This is a genomic window from Streptomyces sp. NPDC019531 (assembly GCF_044903305.1).
In the GTDB taxonomy this organism is placed as follows: domain Bacteria; phylum Actinomycetota; class Actinomycetes; order Streptomycetales; family Streptomycetaceae; genus Streptomyces.
Genome location: NZ_JBJDQL010000023.1, coordinates 18,095 through 34,459, shown reverse-complemented (window position 1 = coordinate 34,459; position 16,365 = coordinate 18,095). Strand labels below are relative to the sequence as shown.

The 16,365-nt window shown below is 70.3% G+C and carries 14 protein-coding genes and 2 pseudogenes; 7 read left to right on the top strand and 9 right to left on the bottom strand.

Features of this window, described 5'->3' with window-relative positions:
• The first annotated feature begins 58 nt into the window (after positions 1–58).
• From ACI2L1_RS25025 to ACI2L1_RS25015, 3 genes are read left to right on the top strand one after another with little or no spacing between them, the layout of a single operon-like run.
• Complete coding sequence (locus ACI2L1_RS25025; RefSeq protein ID WP_404741584.1) at positions 59–814, top strand: (Fe-S)-binding protein; 756 nt, start codon at positions 59–61, stop codon at positions 812–814.
• A complete protein-coding gene (locus ACI2L1_RS25020) occupies positions 811–2,289 on the top strand; it encodes a LutB/LldF family L-lactate oxidation iron-sulfur protein (RefSeq protein WP_404741583.1) in 1,479 nt (492 codons plus the stop codon). Before ACI2L1_RS25025 ends, ACI2L1_RS25020 begins: the two co-directional genes overlap by 4 nt.
• The gene (locus ACI2L1_RS25015) at positions 2,286–2,942 is read left to right on the top strand and encodes a lactate utilization protein C (RefSeq protein WP_404741582.1); all 657 of its coding nucleotides are present in this window, start codon (positions 2,286–2,288) and stop codon (positions 2,940–2,942) included. The genes ACI2L1_RS25020 and ACI2L1_RS25015 overlap by 4 nt, the downstream gene beginning before the upstream one ends.
• Here ACI2L1_RS25015 and ACI2L1_RS25010 read toward each other — a convergent pair.
• On the bottom strand, positions 2,915–6,016 hold the full coding sequence (locus tag ACI2L1_RS25010) for a family 78 glycoside hydrolase catalytic domain (protein WP_404741581.1): 3,102 nt from the start codon (positions 6,014–6,016) through the stop codon (positions 2,915–2,917). The two genes, ACI2L1_RS25015 and ACI2L1_RS25010, sit on opposite strands and share 28 nt — an antisense overlap.
• 197 nt (positions 6,017–6,213) lie before the next feature.
• On the opposite strand from ACI2L1_RS25010, the pseudogene ACI2L1_RS25005 reads away from it, so the two are divergent.
• Positions 6,214–6,575: pseudogene (locus ACI2L1_RS25005) on the top strand (ATP-binding cassette domain-containing protein); the annotation flags it as partial.
• Between the two features lie 118 nt (positions 6,576–6,693).
• Here the strand turns inward: ACI2L1_RS25005 and ACI2L1_RS25000 are convergent.
• The 4 genes and pseudogenes from ACI2L1_RS25000 to ACI2L1_RS24985 form a co-directional block, all read right to left on the bottom strand.
• Positions 6,694–7,293 carry a hypothetical protein gene (locus tag ACI2L1_RS25000; RefSeq protein WP_404741580.1) on the bottom strand — a complete coding sequence of 200 codons (600 nt, stop codon included), beginning with the start codon at positions 7,291–7,293 and terminating at the stop codon, positions 6,694–6,696.
• A 40-nt stretch (positions 7,294–7,333) separates the two neighbouring features.
• Positions 7,334–7,761 (bottom strand): annotated as a pseudogene (locus tag ACI2L1_RS24995) (glycine betaine ABC transporter substrate-binding protein); the annotation flags it as partial.
• Between the two features lie 69 nt (positions 7,762–7,830).
• The gene (locus ACI2L1_RS24990) at positions 7,831–8,475 is read right to left on the bottom strand and encodes a hypothetical protein (protein WP_404741579.1); all 645 of its coding nucleotides are present in this window, start codon (positions 8,473–8,475) and stop codon (positions 7,831–7,833) included.
• 370 nt (positions 8,476–8,845) lie between these two features.
• Positions 8,846–9,415, bottom strand: a complete 570-nt coding sequence (locus tag ACI2L1_RS24985; RefSeq protein ID WP_404741578.1) for a TetR/AcrR family transcriptional regulator — start codon at positions 9,413–9,415, stop codon at positions 8,846–8,848.
• A 150-nt stretch (positions 9,416–9,565) separates the two neighbouring features.
• On the opposite strand from ACI2L1_RS24985, the gene ACI2L1_RS24980 reads away from it, so the two are divergent.
• Entirely contained in the window at positions 9,566–10,423 is an 858-nt protein-coding gene (locus tag ACI2L1_RS24980; RefSeq protein ID WP_404741686.1) for an AAA family ATPase, read from the top strand.
• Entirely contained in the window at positions 10,420–11,766 is a 1,347-nt protein-coding gene (locus ACI2L1_RS24975; protein WP_404741577.1) for a VWA domain-containing protein, read from the top strand. The genes ACI2L1_RS24980 and ACI2L1_RS24975 overlap by 4 nt, the downstream gene beginning before the upstream one ends.
• Before the next feature lie 350 nt (positions 11,767–12,116).
• Here the strand turns inward: ACI2L1_RS24975 and ACI2L1_RS24970 are convergent, their stop codons facing one another.
• Positions 12,117–12,818, bottom strand: a complete 702-nt coding sequence (locus ACI2L1_RS24970; protein WP_404741576.1) for an SDR family oxidoreductase — start codon at positions 12,816–12,818, stop codon at positions 12,117–12,119.
• Between the two features lie 121 nt (positions 12,819–12,939).
• On the opposite strand from ACI2L1_RS24970, the gene ACI2L1_RS24965 reads away from it, so the two are divergent.
• A complete protein-coding gene (locus tag ACI2L1_RS24965; protein ID WP_404741575.1) occupies positions 12,940–13,914 on the top strand; it encodes an NAD(P)-dependent alcohol dehydrogenase in 975 nt (324 codons plus the stop codon).
• A gap of 63 nt (positions 13,915–13,977) precedes the next feature.
• On the opposite strand, the gene ACI2L1_RS24960 is transcribed toward ACI2L1_RS24965, so the two are convergent.
• The 3 genes from ACI2L1_RS24960 to ACI2L1_RS24950 form a co-directional block, all read right to left on the bottom strand.
• Positions 13,978–14,337, bottom strand: coding sequence for a cupin domain-containing protein (locus ACI2L1_RS24960; RefSeq protein ID WP_404741574.1), 360 nt, complete (start codon positions 14,335–14,337; stop codon positions 13,978–13,980).
• Positions 14,338–14,727: 390 nt separating this feature from the next.
• On the bottom strand, positions 14,728–15,705 hold the full coding sequence (locus tag ACI2L1_RS24955) for a threo-3-hydroxy-L-aspartate ammonia-lyase (protein WP_404741573.1): 978 nt from the start codon (positions 15,703–15,705) through the stop codon (positions 14,728–14,730).
• On the bottom strand, positions 15,702–16,355 hold the full coding sequence (locus tag ACI2L1_RS24950; RefSeq protein ID WP_404741572.1) for a transcriptional regulator: 654 nt from the start codon (positions 16,353–16,355) through the stop codon (positions 15,702–15,704). The genes ACI2L1_RS24955 and ACI2L1_RS24950 overlap by 4 nt, the downstream gene beginning before the upstream one ends.
• Positions 16,356–16,365 lie beyond the last annotated feature (10 nt).

The following is a 16,365-nucleotide window of genomic DNA, read 5'->3' as shown; positions in this document are numbered from 1 at the left end:
GAACGCGTGTGGGTGGTGCCCCCATCACTCATCCGATGATCGACCACAAGGAGCCGCGATGCGTGTCGCCCTGTTCCTGACCTGCGTCAACGACACGCTCTATCCGGACACCGGGCGCGCTGTGGTGAAACTGCTGACCAGGCTGGGCGTCGACGTCGACTTCCCGATGGCCCAGACGTGCTGCGGGCAGGCGCACTACAACACCGGCTATCGGCATGAGGCGGAGCCACTGGCCCGGCATTTCTCCGATGTCTTCCGGGACTACGAGGCGATCGTGACGCCGTCCGGTTCGTGCGGGGCGATGGTGCGGGAACTGTATCCGCGGATGGGTGAGCGGGCCCGGGCCGAGGGGCGCGGGGAGAGCCTCGCGGCCACCCTGGCGCCCGTGGTGCCGAAGACGTACGAGCTGACGGAGTTCCTGGTGGACGTGGTGGGGGTGACGGACGTCGGGGCGTACTACCCGCACACGGTCACGTACCACCCGACCTGTCACGGGCTGCGCGGGCTCGGGCTCGGCGACCGGCCCCGGCGGCTGCTCCAGGCGGTCAAGGGGCTTGAGCTGAAGGAGCTTCCGGGTGCCGACGAGTGCTGTGGTTTCGGTGGCACCTTCGCCCTGAAGAACGCCGATGTCTCGGCGGCGATGGGCGCGGACAAGGTGCGCAACGCCGAGTCGACGGGTGCGGAGGTGCTGTGCGCGGCCGACAACTCCTGTCTGATGCACATCGGGGGCACGATGGGCCGACTGGAGTCGCGCATGCGGCCGGTGCACATCGCGGAGATCCTGGCGAGCACGGAGGAGGAACCGGCCGTATGAGCGGAACGTTCGTAGGGATGCCGGCCTTCCCGAAGGCCGCGCACGAGGCGGTCAACAACCCGACGCTGCGCGCGAATCTGCGGCACGCCACGCACACGATCCGCGCCAAGCGGGCGAAGGCCGTCGCCGAGGTCTCCGACTGGGCGGAGCTGCGCGAGGCGGGCAAGCGGATCAAGGACCACACGCTGCGTCATCTCGACGGCTATCTCGTGCAGTTGGAGGAGTCGGTCGTGGCGGCGGGCGGCACCGTCCACTGGGCGGCCGACGCCGACGAGGCCAACGAGATCGTGGCCCGACTCGTCAAGATGACCGGCGAGTCGGAGGTCGTCAAGGTCAAGTCGATGGCCACGCAGGAGATCGGGCTCAACGAGGCTCTGGAGGCCGAGGGGATCCGCGCCTACGAGACCGATCTCGCCGAGCTGATCGTGCAGTTGGGCAAGGACAGGCCCTCGCACATCCTCGTCCCGGCGATCCACCGCAACCGGGGCGAGATCCGGGACATCTTCGAGCGCGAGATGAGCGAGTGGGGCCGCCCGGCACCCGAGGGCCTCACCGACACGCCCGCCGAACTGGCGGAAGCCGCACGGCTGCATCTGCGGGAGAAGTTCCTGCGCGCCAAGGTCGGCGTCTCCGGCGCCAACTTCATGGTCGCCGAGACCGGCACCCTGGTGGTCGTGGAGTCCGAGGGCAACGGACGCATGTGTCTGACCCTGCCCGAGACGCTGATCTCGGTCGTCGGCATCGAGAAGATCGTGCCGACCTGGCAGGACCTGGAGGTCTTCCTCCAGACGCTCCCCCGCTCGTCGACCGCCGAGCGCATGAACCCGTACACGTCCACCTGGACCGGCACGACGGACGAGGACGGTCCGCAGACCTTCCACCTGGTCCTGCTCGACAACGGCCGCTCCGACACCCTCGCCGACGAGGTCGGCCGCCAGGCCCTGCGCTGCATCCGCTGCTCGGCCTGCCTGAACGTCTGCCCGGTGTACGAGCGGGCCGGCGGCCACGCCTACGGCTCGGTCTACCCGGGGCCGATCGGCGCCATCCTCAGCCCCCAACTCCGTGGCACGGCAAGCGAGATCGACGCCTCCCTGCCGTACGCCTCCTCACTGTGCGGGGCCTGCTACGAGGTCTGCCCGGTCGCCATCGACATCCCCGAGGTGCTGGTCCATCTGCGGGAGCGGGTCGTGGAGGGCGGGCCGGTGGTCCGCGAGGGCAACAAGGTGGTGCTCAAGCCGGCCAAGGGGCACGCGGCCGAACGGGCGGCCATGCGGGCGGCGCGCTGGGCGTTCGCCCACCCCGGTGCCCTGCGCACCGGGCAGCGGCTGGCCTCGCGGACCCGGCGTCTGCATCCGCGGAGCCTGCCGGGCCCCGGGAAGGCGTGGAGCGGTACCCGGGATCTGCCGGCCGTGCCCGCGGAACCGTTCCGCGACTGGTGGCAGCGCACCAACGGTGGCAAGGAGGGCGGCAAGTGAGCAGCAGGGAGCGGATCCTGGGCCGGGTGCGGCGCGCGTTGGCCGACGCGTCGGCCGAGGACACGCCGATCGAGCGCGCGTATCTGCGGGAGCACGGGGACCGGAGCATCGAGGAGACGGTGGAGCTGCTGGCCGAGAACCTCGCGGACTACCGGGCGATCGTGCATCGCTGCACGGCGGCCGATCTGCCCGCGACGCTCGCCGGGATGCTGGCGGCCCGCGGTTCGAAGACGGTCCTCGTGCCGCCGGGTCTGGAGCAGTCGTGGCTCGCGGACGTCGACGCCGAGCAGGTCCCGGACCGGGCCGAGAGCACCCCGTACGAGCTGGACCGCATCGACAGTGTGGTCACGGCGTGCGCGGTGGCCGTCGCCGAGACCGGCACCCTCGTGCTGGACGGCGGCCCGGACCAGGGCCGTCGGCGGATCACCCTGGTCCCGGACCACCACATCTGTGTCGTACGGGTCCCGGACCAGGTCGTCTCCTCGGTGCCGCAGGCCCTCGAACGTCTTGACCCGGTACGCCCGTTGACATGGATCTCCGGCCCTTCGGCGACCAGTGACATCGAGCTGGACCGGGTCGAGGGGGTGCACGGGCCGCGCACCCTGGAGGTGGTGCTGGTGGACACTCAGGCGAGCGTGGCGGTCAACTCGTAACGCCCCGAGGGAAGTTCGAAGGACGCGGTACCTTCCTCGAAGCCCAGGTACCTCACCCCCTTGACGCGCGACAAGGGCGTGCGGCTCTCACGCACGGAGCCGGGGTCGGTCGTGGGGATACGCAGAGTCGCTGTGCTGTTGGCGGGGACCGCGACCCGGTACGTGAACTCGCTCTCCCGCACCGCCCATTCGCTGACGATCTCGCCGTACGGCGACCGGTGCGAGCCGGAGACCCGGGTGATCCTGCCGGTCGGGTCGAGGTGGGGTCGCAGGAAGAAGTGCTTGAAGCCCGGGTGGGCCGGGTCCTTGGCGATGCCGGCCATGCTCTCGTACATCCACTCCATGATCGCGCCATAGGAGTAGTGGTTGAACGAGTTCATCTCGACAGGGCCGAAGCCGTCCTCCTTCGAGTACGAGTTCCAGCGCTCCCAGACCGTCGTCGCGCCGTTCTTCACCGAGTACAGCCACGACGGCATCGCGTCCTGGTGCAACACCTTGTACGCCAGCTCGACCTGGCCCTCGTCGGTGAGGACGGGGGCGAGGACGTTCACGCCGAGGAAGCCGACGGAGAGGGTGTTCTCGGCGTATCCGACGCGGGTGCTGTCGGGGTGGGCGGCCTTGTAGGCGGCGTCGTTGCCGATGTTCTGGGCGAGGAGCTCGACCAGCTCCCGCCGCTGGATCTCGCCGTCGTACAGGCCGAGTTTGAGGACCCACAGCAAAGCCGTCTGACTGTCGTCCTCGGTCTGGGTGGGGCTGCCGCCCGGGGTGTACGGCGGTGGGTCGCCGAGGCTGGAACGCACCGTCAGGCGGCCGTTCTCGGTACTCAGGTACTTGGTGACGAACGCCCGCTTGATGTGGGAGAAGAGCTCGTCGTAGGCACGGGTGTCGGCGGTGCGGCCGGTGGCGCGGGCCATGTCGGCCATGAGGCGGGCGCTGTAGGCGTAGTAGGCGTCGCTGACGAGCTGGGTGCTGGTGACCTGGAAGGCCAGCCAGTCGCCGAAGATCGCGCCCGGGCCCGCGTAGGTGTCGCCGGTGCGGGCGTGGATCCAGTCCATGTAGGCCGTCATCGCGTCCCAGCTGCGGTCGACGATGGTGGTGTCACCGCTCATCTGCCACACGGTCCAGGGGACGACGACCCCGCAGTCCGCCCAACCGCTCGCCGGAACGGGCTGGTTGTAGCGGGCTCCGGGCGCGATCCAGGTGAACTGGGCGCCGTCGGCGCCGTAAGTGCGCTGCGAGTCGATCAGGATGTCCTGGAAGTGGCTGAGGAAGGCCACCGAGTCGGCGTTGTAGAGGCCGGTGTTCGAGAAGAGCTGGGTGTCGCCGGTCCATCCGCAGCGCTCGTCGCGCTGGGGGCAGTCGGTGGGCACCCAGAGGTAGTTGCCGCGCTGGCCCCAACGGACGTTGCTGATCAGCTGGTTGACGTCTGGGTCGTCCGTGGTGACGGTGCCGATGTCGTGGACGGCGGAAGTGGCCACCTTGCCGGTCAGGTCGGTGAGGGTGACGGTGGCGGTCGTGGCGACCGAGAGGTAGCGGAAGCCGTAGAAGGTCAGGGAGTCCTGGTGGGTCTCGCCCTTCGGGTCGCCCTTGAGGATGTAGGTGCTGGTGGCCTTGGCGGTGCGGAGGTTGGCCCGGTAGACGGAGCCCTCGGGGCCGTCGGCGCCCGCGCTCTGGTCGTTGAGCGTCTCCCCCGGCTTGAGGGTGACTTCGGCGCCGGCCGGACCGCGAAGGGTGTAGCGGGGGACGCCGACCATGTTCTGGCCGAGGTCGATCACGGCGGTGTCGCCGGGGTGGAGGGTGACGGAGGCGGACGCGGCCGAGGTGGGATCGGTGACCGTACGGGAGGGGTCGAGGACGAAATCGGTGCCGCCGGTGTAGACGGTGATCGACTGGGGCCTGCGGTCCCAGTGGGGCATCAGGCGGGCCGACTCGCCCGGGTAGGCGACCAGTCGGGACTCGGGGAAGCGGGTGGTGAAGTCGTGCTCCTCCACGCCGGTCCAGGCGGCGGCTTCGCAGTCGGCGAAGCCGTTCTCCGTCCATCCGGGCAGTTCCCTGCGGGCGTCGTACGTCTGGCCGTCGTAGATGTCGTCGGCTCGGTGGGGGCCTGTGTCCGTGGCCCTCCAGTCCTCGCCGGGCGCGGTCACGACGGTCTGGGTCGAACCGTCCTCGTAGCGGATCAGTAGCTTGGCCTTGAGGGCGAGGCGGTTGCCGTCCTCCGCGTAGTAGACGCTGTTCTCGGAGACACGGCTGTTGAACCAGCCGTTGCCCAGCACGGCCGCGAGCGTGACCTGCCGCTCCCCCGCCAGCAGACCGGTCACGTCGTAGGTGAAGTAGCTGACGGTGGTGTCGTAGTTGGTCCAGCCCGGGGTGAGGAGCTCGTGGGTGGTGCGGCCGTCCTGAGGCACGCTGACGCGGCGGCCGTTGACGTAGGCGTCGTACACACCGAGCGCGGAGACATAAAGCCGGGCCTCACGTACCTGTCCGTGCGTGAGCTCCGTCCGCCTCCGGAGCAGGGGCGCACCGGCGCTGTTCGGGGCCTTGCCCGCCATGGTGATCCACTTGGCGCCGTCCCAGCCGGTGATGCCGTCGGTGCTGAGCAGGCCGGTCTCGAAGCGGGCTGTCGGGGCCCCGGGGACCTCGCGGCCGTTCTCGTCCCAGACCCGGACCGTCCAGTGGTAGCGCGTCGAGGCGCGCAGTTCGGGGCCCGCGTAGCGGACGGCCACCGAGTCCGCCGAGTCGACCCGGCCGCTGTCCCAGACGTCCGCGTGGCCGTCGATGAGGCGGTCGGGGATGGACGCCACGAGGATGCGGTAGGCCGTCTGGTGCCGGCCGCGGACCCGGGACGCGGTGCGCCAGCCGAATCTCGGGCGGGCCGCGTCCACGCCCAGCGGGTTGGTGCGGTGTTCCACGGTGAGGCCCTCGACGGCCGTACGGTCGGCGGCCGGCTCTGCCGAAGCCGACCCCGCGCCCCCGACCCCGCCCGCCATGGCCGCCGGCACGACGCCCAGAGCGGTCCCCAGAACCGTCCTGCGGCGCACCGCCCTGCCGTTCGTGCTGTCGACTCCGTCGGTCATGCCGTTGTCCCTTCGGCTGCTCGGAGTTGTATCGATTCAGCTCGGTCGGCCGTTGAAGCTAGTGGCGAATGGAGCGGGTGTCCACTGTCTGGGCGGACACCATGGATTGAAACCGTTCAAAATCGGAACTCCTCCTTCACCAGCCGACGGGACCTTGCCGGGGAGCGCAGCACGGGGCACGCCGTTAGCGTGAGGGCATGATCCGGATCGAGCAGGTCACCAAGCGGTATCCGGACGGTACGACGGCCGTGGACGACCTGGGCTTCGAGGTGTCCGAGGGCGAGCTCGTCCCGCTCGGGGGCCCGTCGGGCTGCGGGCAGGACGACGACCATGATGTTGGTGAACCGGCTGGATCCTCGTGAATGCAGAGGACATCGCCACGGTCGACCCGGTACGGCTGCGGCTGCGGCTGCGGCTGCGGATCGGGTACGTCATCCAGCAGGTGGGGCTCTTCCCGCACCGCACGATTCTCGAAACCACCGCGACCGTGCCCTCGCTGGTGGGCTGGAAGCGGGCGAAGGCCCGGGCGCGGGCCGCCGAGCTGCTGGATCTGGCTGGGAGTGGGGCGCGGTGAGGTGGCGTTCGACTCGGTCGCGGACGCGTGAGCGGACCGTGATTCGGCGGCGGCACCGTGGTGGCTGGTCGCAAACGGTCACCGACGGCACGGCGGCGTCGCGTCAGCAGTACACGATCGGGCAGCCGCGGCGCAGGGAGTGCTGGGCCGCACGGAGGTACAGCGCCACGTAGAAGGCCGCGTCCAGGTTCTCGCTCCACGGTCCGGGCCGGGCGGCGGCTATGTCCTTCGCCGGGCCCTCCAGGAACCACATGGTCAGATCGAGGTTGTCGCAGGTCTGCGGTATCTCGTCCACCGGCAGCGCGACGGCCCTCGCGAGGCCTTCGGCGAGGGCGAGCACCTGAGGCGCGCCGGCCACCATCGTCGTGTCGGTGTAGGAGGTGGCGACCGGCAGCCAGATCTCCTCGTCGAGGGAGATCGGCACCAGGACCGACCAGCCGCAGAGCACCTCGTACTCCTCCCGCGACAGGTGCGCCCGGCACAGCGCCTCGAACCCGTCCATGGGAGGCACCAGCTTCTCCTCGAACGACAGCCCCGCCCCGCGCACCACGCGCTCCTGTGCCTCCGGCACGGACTCGTACGGCGGCAGACCACGCCGGCTCAGCTCCTCGCCGAGCGCCGAGGCGAGGGCGCCCTTGCCGCCTTCGTCCTCGTCCTCGTCGAACCACTCCCCGGCACCCACGCTCACCAGATAGATCCCCATGCCCCGAAACGTACAGCGCCCCACTGACAACGCCCCCACGTCACTTCAGCAGGCCCTTCCCCCCAGATAGGTGCGGGCCACATCCGAAGCCAACCGCCGCCAACTGTCCACCTGTTGGTTCATCGACACCAGGTCGGCCGTGGTCAGGACGTCGTTGAGCCCACCCAGCGCCTTGGTGACCCCCGCGGCCCCCGCGCGGGAGCGATTCACGACCGGGACCACGCAGTCGGCGTTCTGGAGATGCTGTCGTCGGCCAGCAGCACCAGGCCGAAGTCGTCCAAGGTGGCGTCCGTCGTGGTGGTGATGACCATCCGGTCCTGGCCGCTGCACGGCCCGCCTGGCCTGGGTCGTGCCGACGCCCTTGGGATAGACGGCGATGATGTCGATGCCGTAGGTCTTCTTCAACCCCGTTTCGCAGTACGGCCGTTGCACGCACTCGTCGCCGCCGCGAGCCGCACGTCGTCCGGGGGCACGGGCACGGGTCCATTGCACCCGGCGAGTCTCGGCGTCAGCGCGTTGTGGTGACCCATCCGAGGATCACGGGTCCGTCAGCAGGAGCGTGGGGAGCGTCTCCTCCAGAATCGGCCGCCTGGGTAGGGTGAGGCCGAAGTGCTCCTGGAGGACGTCAAGGCAGGCCCGGTGCACGGTACGCCGGTCCAGGTCGTCGTCGGGCAGTCCGGCGGCGGTGAGCCGCTCCTGGACTGCGGAGGCCACCGCCGGGTCGCCCTCGGGGCTGCCGTGCGCCCAACTGCCGTCCAGATACAGGTTGAACTCGCACACCAGGTTCTCGTCGTGGCGGTAGTCGAAGCGCGGAGGCACCGGCCTGCCGTTCTCCTCGTCGTACTCCAGGTGGTGGACGTGCAGCCCGCCACGGTCGACCGGCCGTCCTCCGGTTCCGAACTCGCCCTGCCAGCCGCCGTACTTGATGACGTATGACCATTCGTCGAGTTCGCCGTGGCGCAGCGCGATGCCGTCGCGAACCTCTCCGTAGAGGCCTTCCAGCAGGTCCTGCACCTGACGGCCGGTCAACTCCCCGATGGGGCGGGGCCGGTACGGTCTGCGGGCGGTCTCGACGATCCGTCTCGCCAGTGACTCCGATTCGACGTCGGGGGCGATCACAACGCTGTAGCCGCCGTATGCGATGGACTGGGGCTCGGCGAGCCAGGCTATTCCGTCGGTCATGGCGATCACCCTGTCGTATCCGCCGATGGGTGTCACTGAGCACACCCCTCAAGACGGGTTCTGCGCCCAATGTGCCGCGGCCGCCGTCTCCGTAGCTTTTTCAGCGAGGCACACGGAGTGCCGGACGAAGGGGGACGACGATGTTTCCCACAGGCTCACGACGTACGCGCGACACGGGACACGCCGCCGAGGCGCTGCGGCTGGTCAAGGTCGATCGCGGCGGCGGCGACGGTCGGGACGAGTCTGGCCACGGCCCGCCGGGTGCTGCGCGCTCCGGCGGTGGAGGCGGTGAGGCTGGCCGCCTAGGAGGAGCCGGCCCGGGGCAGTCACTCAGGAGTGGCTGCCCCTCGCATGAGTGGCTGCCCTCTCGTCATTCCATTCCCGCCGCGTCCAGCAGTGCCGCCACGGTCGCCGTGGTCAGCCCGTCCAGCGTCTCGATCCGAGCGCCGGCGCGGGCGCTGGCCCCGTCAAAGACGAGCATCAACTGGCGTGCGAGGATGGCGGGTTCGCTGGCCCCGCCGATCTCCGCCTGGACGCGGAACGCCTCCTGAAGTCGTCCCTTGGCCTCGCGGGCGACCCGGCTCGCAGGGTGGTCGGGGTTCTTCAGCTCGACCAGCGCGGCCAGAAAGGGACAGCCCTCGTACTCGGGCGCGGCCGAGAGCTTCTCCGCCCGGTCGAAGACGTACAGGATGCGTTCGCGCGGTGTTCCGGCCTCGTCCGGGCCGGGGGTGAGCTGGGCCGAGTAGCCGGGAGCTCGGCGTTCCAGGCTGGCCGCGAGGAGCTCGTCCTTGCTCGCGAAGAGCTGGTACATCGAGCGCTTCGAGACGCCGGCCGTCCTGCACAGCGCCTCGACGCCGATGGAGACGCCGTCGTGGTAGAAGAGCTCGGCCGCCGCGTCGAGCAGCCTGTCCCGGGGGGACGCCTTGTCTGTCGTGGCCATACGAGCGAGGTTACCTCCGCAGGTCCGGGTGGGGAAACCGATCGGTATACCCGAGTCGTTGCGGTCCTGGAATCACGTGACAGGAAGGATGAACAAGCGCTTAGATAGTTGCCTGGACGCTAGTTCGCACCCGTGCTGGAGGCTCCGTTGCTGTTCACATCCGTCGACGACGTCTCCGCCCGCCTCGCCGAGACCGGCTACCTCGCCTCGCCCGCCGTCGCCACGACCGTCTTCCTCGCCGACCGGCTCGGCAAGCCGCTCCTGGTGGAGGGCCCCGCCGGGGTCGGCAAGACCGAGCTGGCCAAGGCGGTGGCCGAGGTCGCCGGGGCACGGCTGGTGCGGCTGCAGTGCTACGAGGGCGTGGACGAGTCCCGGGCGCTGTACGAGTGGAACCACGCCAAGCAGCTGCTGCGGATCAGCGCCGGCCGGGACGAGTCCTGGGACGAGGCACGCACGGACATCTTCAGCGAGGAGTTCCTGCTCTCCCGGCCCCTGCTGACGGCGATCCGCGGCGACGAGGCGAAGGTCCTGCTGATCGACGAGACCGACAAGGCGGACGTCGAGGTCGAGGGCCTGCTCCTGGAGGTGCTCAGCGACTTCCAGGTCACGGTTCCCGAACTGGGCACGATCACCGCGTCCCGCCGCCCCTTCGTGGTGCTGACCTCCAACGCGAGCCGCGAGCTGTCGGAGGCCCTGCGCCGCCGTTGTCTCTTCCTGCACATCGGGTTCCCGGAGGAGGAGCTGGAGCGGCGGATCGTACGGCTGAAGGTGCCGGGTCTGGACGAGGCGCTGGCCAAGTCCGTGGTCCGGGTCGTCGGAGCACTGCGGGCGATGGACCTGCGCAAGGTGCCGTCGGTCGCGGAGACCATCGACTGGGCACGCACGCTCCTAGCGCTCGGCGCGGACCACCTCGACGAGACGGTCGTACGGGACAGCCTGGGCGTACTGCTCAAGCACCAGGACGACATCCTCAAGGCCGGGGCCAAGCTCGACCTGGACGCGGTGTGAGCACCGCCGAGCGACTGACCTCCCTGGTCGGCGCCCTGCGCGCACACGGGGTGCGCATCGGGACCGGCGAGACGGTGGACGCGGCGCAGGCGGTCGAGGCGTTGGGGTTCGCGGACCGCGAGCGGCTGCGGGAGGGCCTGGCGGCGACGCTGCTGCACGGCCCGGCCCAACGCAAGGTGTTCGACCCGGTCTTCGACCTGTACTTCCCACGGGGCGTCGGCGCGCCCGGCTCCGGGCCCGCGGACCGGGAGGACCTGCGCGAGCGGCTCGCCAAGGCCCTCGCCGCGAACGACGAGACCCTGATGGCCCGCCTCGCGGCGGAGGCCGTCGACGGGTTCGGCGGATACGGCAACTCCCCCTCCTCGGACGGCTGGTCGTCGTACCAGACGCTCGACCGGCTGCGCCCGCAGACCCTCCTCGCGCGCGTCCGGGACGATGTGCGAGGGCAGCAGGGCATGTCCGGGTTCACCGACCGGCTGCTGGAGGACGAGATCCGGCGGCGCATCGAGGCGTTCCGCGCGCTGGTGGCGGCGGAGGCGCGGCGGCGGGTCGCCGAGCGGCGGGGCACGGACGAGATCGCGCGGCGGGCGGTGGCCCCGACGACCGACCGGGTCGACTTCCTGTTCGCGGGCAAGGACCGGCTGGCCGAACTGCGGCGCATGGTCCAGCCGTTGGCCCGCAAACTCGCCACCCGGCTCGCGGCCCGTCGCCGTCGTGCCGCACGGGGCAGTATCGATCTACGGCGGACTCTGCGCGGTTCCCTGTCGACGGGCGGGGTGCCCATGAAGCCGGTGCTGCGGCGTCGCCGGCCGGCCCGTCCCGAACTGGTGCTGCTGTGCGATGTGTCGGGCTCGGTGTCGGGGTTCTCGGACTTCACGATGCTGCTGGTGCAGGCGTTGCACGACCAGTTCGGCAAGGTGCGGGTGTTCGCCTTCGTCAACCGGCTCGACGAGGTCACCTGGCTCCTCGAACACGGCGCCGCCGACCCGGAGGGGCTCGGCGCCCGCATCCGGACCGAGGCCACGCTCACGGGCTGGCACGGCAGCAGCGACTACGGCGTCGCCCTGGGCGAGTTCGCGTCGCTGTACGGTGACGCACTGAGCCCGCGTACGACGGTGCTCGTCCTCGGTGACGCCCGCACCAACATGAGCGACCCGAACCTGTCCGCCGTACGGGAGATCGCCGAACGGGCGCGCCGCGTCTACTGGTTGAACCCGGAGGCGCGGCCCCAGTGGGGCACCGGCGACTCGGCGGCGTACGAGTACGCGGAGCTGGTGGAGATGCACGAATGCCGCAACGTCCGGCAACTCAGCGCGCTGGTGGGACGGTTGCTGCCGATCTGACCGAGGCCACCGACATCCCTTTGCGGGGCCGTTCGTCGCGGTTCGACACCGAGGTCATGCTCGGATTCGTCAGGACCGACAACGAAGCTCTCGTCTCCTGCCTGGGCGACCCGCAGCGAGCCGTCGCGGCCTACCACGAGCTGCTCCGATTGGCCGACACCGAGTCCATGAGCGAGCTCACCGCCATGGCCGACGATCCCGACGCCCGGGTCCGGATCGCCGCGTTGCCGTTGCCGCCCTGGAGGCCTGTCGTGCCGGGGACCCGAGCCCCGCCGTCCGGAAGAAGGCCGGCTGGTACACGCCGGGCGGAAGCATCCATCGGCGGACCGCCCCGCGCGCCGTCCGGTGACTCAGGCCGCCAACTGCGGGTACAGCGCCCCGAGATCGGCGGCGAGTCCGGCCTTCACCTGACGGGTCAGGTCGTCGGCGAGCACCTCGAAGGCGCCGGACTCGATGCCGTCGAGGGCCTGTGCCGCCACGCTCTCCGGCGTGACCTTCGGGGCGTCGATCCCCGCGGTCAGGTCCGTGTCGACGTATCCGACGTGCAGGCCGGTGACCTCGATGCCGCGCGGCCGCAGGTCCAGGCGCAGGGAGTTGGTCTGGGACCACAGGGCGGCCTTGGAGGCGCTGTAGGAGCCGGCGACGCCGAGCCAGGAGAGTACCGAGTGGACGTTCAGGATGTGGCCGCCGCCGTTGCGCTCGATCACCGGGACGAAGGCGCGGGTGACGAGGAGCGGGCCGTAGAAGTTGGTCTCGAACTCCCGGCGGACGTCGTCGACAGGGGCGTCCAGGAAGCTCGCGTTCACCGACGCGCCCGCGTTGTTGATCAGCAGGGTCACGTCCTGGGCCAGCTCGGCGGCGGACGAGACGGAGGCCGGGTCGCTCACCTCAAGGGCCAGCGGGACGGCGTCGGGGTGCGTGACGGTCCGCGGGTCGCGGGCGGTGGCGTACACCTTCTTCGCGCCGCGCTCGTACAGGGCGGTCACCAGTGCCCGGCCGATGCCGCGGCTGCCGCCGGTGACCAGGGCGACGGAACCTTCGATGGTGGTCATGCGAGTCTCCGAGAACGTCGAGAAACCGATCGGTTTACCTACGACCAGAGAGTAAACCGATCGGTTTCCGATGGCAAGGCGGTGCCTCTTCCCTACGCTCCGAAAAGACGGAGGGGGTCCCATGAAGGCAGTCGTCCAGGACGGCTACGGCTCGGTGGACACACTGGAGTTGAGGGAGGTCGACCAGCCGGTGCCGGCCGCCGGAGAGGTGCTGGTGCGGGTGCACGCGGCTTCGGTGAACGCCTATGACTGGCACTACCTGCGCGGCGATCCGAAGATGGCCCGGCTGGCCTTCGGGCTGCGCGCGCCGAAGGTGCGGATCCGGGGCCGGGACTTCGCGGGCCGCGTCGAGGCGGTCGGCCCCGAGGTCAAGGGGCTGCGTCCCGGCGACGAGGTGTACGGCGAGGCCGACGGCACGTTCGCGGAGTTCGTGTGCGCCAAGGACAGCGAGACGGACCTCAAGCCCGCGGGCCTCACCTTCGAACAGGCGGCCGCGATACCACTGGCCGCGAACACCGCACTCATCGGGCTGCGGGACCTGGCCGGGCTCAAGGCCGGGCAGTCCCTCCTGGTCAACGGGGCATCGGGCGGCGTCGGCACCTTCGCCGTACAGATCGCGAAGGCGTACGGCGCCGAGGTGACCGCTGTGTGCAGCGCACGCAATGTCGAGCTCGTCGGGTCGCTCGGCGCGGACCAGATCGTCGACTACACCCGGGAGGACTTCGCCCGCGCCGGACGCCGCTACGACGTCGTACTGGATCTGGTCGGAAACCGTTCACTGCGCGATCTGCGGCGCGCGACGGCCCCCGCCGGCACGGTGGTCCTGTCCGGCGGGGGCGTGTTCGACGGCGGCAGCGTCCTGGGCCCGATACGGCTCATGGTCCGCAGCCAGCTGGTCTCCCCCTTCGTCCGGCAACGCCTGCTCCAGCTTCCGGCGAAGGCGAGCAAGGAGAACCTGGCGGCGCTGCGCGAACTCACAGAAGCAGGAAAGATCGCCCCCGCCGTCGAGCGGACGTATCTCCTCAGCGAGGCGGCCGAGGCCCTGCGGCATCTGGAGGTGGAACACGCGCGCGCGAAAATCGTCGTCACGGTGTGAGACGTGGTGGTGTGTGACCTGATGGTGTGAGAGCTGACGGTCCAGGACGGGCGCGACCGCGGCTCACTTGCCCTTCGCGTAATCCCTCGCCATGCCTCCCTCGAAGTCGTAGACCACACACTGTTCGTCGCCGACGACCCAGGCGTCGTGCCCGGGTGCCACCACGAAGATGTCACCGGGGCCTACTTCGCCCTCGCCGCCGCCATCCATGACGATGTGCATGCGGCCCTGGACCACATAGCCGTTGTGGTGGACCTGGCAGCTCGTGGTCCCCGCGATGGGGGCCACGGACTCCGACCAGCGCCAGCCGGGCTCGAAGGTGCCCACGGCGAAGTCCAGTCCGGTCATGTGGACCGCTTCGAGATGCCCCTTGGGGAAGTCCCGGCGCTCGTCCGGCTTGTCGAGCGTCTTCACCTCAAACATGACGGTTCTCCCTTCCGGCCGTGTCGATACGGCCGGGGCCGGTCTCCGTCTTGCGCCCTTCCTGGGCGGCACCGGCGGGGGCCGCGCCCCACCACTCCATCGTCCGCCCGTCCAGTCGGGCCTGCCATTCGAGTGACGGTGTCGGACCCGGCCCGCGCAAAGTCGGGCGCGTCCAGAACCGGCCCCCGCAATGCCGGACGCGTCCAGAACCGACCCTCGCAATGCCAGGGCGCGCTCAGACCCGACCCGCACAGAGTCAGGGGCGTCCAGACCACACCCCCGCAATGCCAGGCACGCTCAGACCCGTCGCCCACAAAGCCCCGCGTGATCAGCCCCAGCCCCCCCCTCGAAGCCGTCGGTGTCGGTCCTCGCCCCGGAGCGCAGCCAGTGTCAGTCCTCGGCCGCGCAGAGCCGCGCGAATCGCTCCGCATCGACATTGCCGCCGGAGACAATCACCCCCACCCGGTCCGGGAGGCCATGCACCCGCCGACTCAGCAGAGCGGCCAGCGGAGTCGCACCGCTCGGCTCGACGACTATCTTCAGGCGCTCGAACGCGAACCGCATGGCGTCACGGATCTCGGCGTCGGAGACCAGCACGATCTCGTCGACGAGCCGCCGGTTCACGGAGAAGGTCAGCTCTCCGGGCACATGCAGGGCCTGACCGTCGGCGATGGTCTTCGGCACCGGGATATTGACCCGCCGCCCCGCCTCAAGCGACCGCTTGGTGTCGTCGCCGGCCTCAGGCTCCACGCCGATCATGCGGATGTCCCGGTACCGCCCCTTGGCGGCGGTCGCGCTCCCCGCCATCAGTCCGCCGCCGCCGACAGGTGCGAGCAGAGCGCCCAACTCGCCTGTCTCCTCCAGCAGTTCGAGGGCCGCTGTGCCCTGCCCCGCCATCACGTGCGGGTGTTCGTACGGCGGGATGAGCGCCAGGCCCCGCTCGGCGGCCAACGCCTCGGCGATGGCTTCGCGGTCGCCGGTGTAGCGGTCGTATGTGACGATCTCGGCGCCGTAGCCCTCGGTGGCCAGCCTCTTGGAGCGCGGGGCGTCCTCGGGCATGACGATCACCGCGGTGGTGCCGAGTTCACGGGCTGCCAGGGCCACGGCCTGGGCGTGGTTCCCGGAGGAGAAGGCGGCGATGCCCCGGGCGAGCTGGTCCGGGGTCAGCCGGGAGGCCGCGTTGTAGGCGCCGCGGAACTTGAACGCGCCGACGCGCTGGAAGTTCTCGCACTTGAGGAAGACCTCGGCGCCGACCAGCGCGTCGAGGGTCCGCGAGCGCACGACCGGGGTGCGGTGCGCGACGCCCTTGAGGCGGGCGGCGGCGTCCAGGACGTCGTCGAGAGTGACCGGTGGGGTGGTGGTCGTCACGGGTGCCCTCCGTTGTTCGCCTGCTTTCGGGACTGGGACAGATAGCTGTACGCGGAGGCCCGCGAGATGCCGAGGCGTCCTGCCACCTGTTCGATGGCCCGGCGCACAGCGAACACGCCCCGTTCGTCCAGGCTCCGGAACAGGTCCAGGCGCCCGGTGCGGTCGAGCAGCGCCCACGACTGGTGCCGGTGGGTGTCGAGCATGACGTCGACGACGGAGTCGATGTCGTCACCGAAGGTGGTGACGGGAGGTTCGGCGCCGGCCGCGCCGATCCCGGCCAGCGCTCCCAGCAGAGCGTGGGCCTCGCTCGCCGCGCTGACGTCGACGTTGACACACAGGGCTCCGAAGACCGCTCCCGAGGAATCGCGGAGCAGCATCGTGGAGGACTTGACCAGTTTCCCGGCGTCGGTGCGGGTGACGTAGTTCAGCTCGTCGGCCGCCTCGTCTCCCCGGGCGACCATGCGCATGCCGATCTGGCTCATGGCCCCGCCCACGGAGCGTCCGGTGACCGAGCCGGCGATGGCCGTCACCGACTTCTCCGGATTGCGGTAGTCGTGGAGCACCACCTCGCACACCGGACCGAAGGTCGCCGCGATCCCGTCGACGACCGGGGTGAGCGCGGCAAGGATCGCGTCCCGCTCGGCATCCATCGCCCCTCCC